General features: G+C 71.8%; 1 protein-coding gene. It reads left to right on the forward strand.

The window, feature by feature from the left end; genetic code table 11:
- Window positions 1-313: 313 nt before the first annotated feature.
- Window positions 314-1,480 (forward strand): ornithine--oxo-acid transaminase (gene rocD, locus ACFXA3_RS42450; RefSeq protein WP_385196871.1); only part of this gene is annotated, 1,167 nt, incomplete at its 3' end.

The following is a 1,480-nucleotide window of genomic DNA, read 5'->3' on the forward strand; positions in this document are numbered from 1 at the left end:
GGGCGGGTCGCGCTCCTGGCGGCGCCTCCGGGTTCGATGTACGACCGCCTCCCCGCGCGGCCCTGGCGCGCGGCCCGGGCGGCGGTCGTGCGCGCACGACTCCCCCGGAGTTGGTTCCCCGTACGCCAGTCGCCGTGCGTAGCGCTCACCTTAGCGGGCGCTCCACAAGAAAGGTTTCCCCGTCCGGTATTCGAGCGACGTATAGCCGTATACAAGGTGGGGCGGATGACGCCACCCTCGTCACCCGTGCCACCCGCCACCCCGGCCCGCCCGACCGACGATCGGAGACCCCGTGTCGACAACTGCTGAAGCGATGCGTTCCGCCGAGGCGCACAGCGCGCACAACTACCACCCGCTGCCCGTCGTCGTGGCGTCCGCGGAAGGCGCGTGGATGACCGATGTGGAGGGCCGCCGCTACCTCGACATGCTCGCGGGCTATTCGGCGCTCAACTTCGGCCACGGCAACCGGCGGCTGATCGACGCTGCCAAGGCGCAGCTGGAGCGGGTCACCCTCACCTCGCGGGCCTTCCACCACGACCGGTTCGCCGAGTTCTGCGCCGAACTCGCCGCGCTCTGCGGCAAGGAGATGGTGCTGCCGATGAACACGGGTGCGGAGGCCGTGGAGACGGCGGTGAAGACGGCCCGCAAGTGGGGTTACGAGGTCAAGGGCGTCCCGGACGGGCAGGCCAAGATCGTGGTCGCGGCGGGCAACTTCCACGGCCGCACGACGACGATCGTGAGCTTCTCGACGGACCACGAGGCCCGCGACCACTTCGGGCCCTACACCCCCGGGTTCGAGATCGTGCCGTACGGGGACCTCACCGCGCTGGCCGCTGCCGTCACCGCGAACACCGTGGCCGTGCTGCTGGAGCCGATCCAGGGCGAGGCCGGCGTACTGGTGCCGCCGGCCGGCTACCTGCGGGGCGTACGGGAGCTCACGCGCGAGCGGAACGTCCTGTTCATGGCGGACGAGATCCAGTCGGGGCTGGGCCGGACCGGAAAGACCTTCGCGTGCGAGCACGAGGACGTCGTGCCGGACGTGTACCTCCTCGGCAAGGCGCTGGGCGGCGGCGTGGTCCCGGTCTCGGCCGTCGTCGCCGACCGGGACGTGCTCGGGGTGTTCCGGCCCGGCGAGCACGGCTCCACCTTCGGCGGCAACCCGCTGGCCTGCGCGGTCGCCCTCGAGGTGGTCGCGATGCTGCGCACCGGCGAGTACCAGCAGCGCGCCGCCGAGCTGGGCGACCACCTGCACCGGGAGCTGAACCTGCTGGTGGGCGGGGGCGCGGTGACCGCCGTACGCGGGCGGGGGCTGTGGGCGGGCGTCGACATCGACCCGGCGCACGGCACGGGCCGGGAGATCTCCGAGAAGCTGATGGCACTCGGGGTGCTGGTCAAGGACACGCACGGTTCGACGATCCGGATCGCGCCCCCGCTGGTGATCAGCAAGGAGGACCTGGACTGGGGCCTGGACCAGCTGCTG

It is taken from the genome of Streptomyces sp. NPDC059456 (assembly GCF_042750055.1).
Lineage (GTDB): Bacteria > Actinomycetota > Actinomycetes > Streptomycetales > Streptomycetaceae > Streptomyces.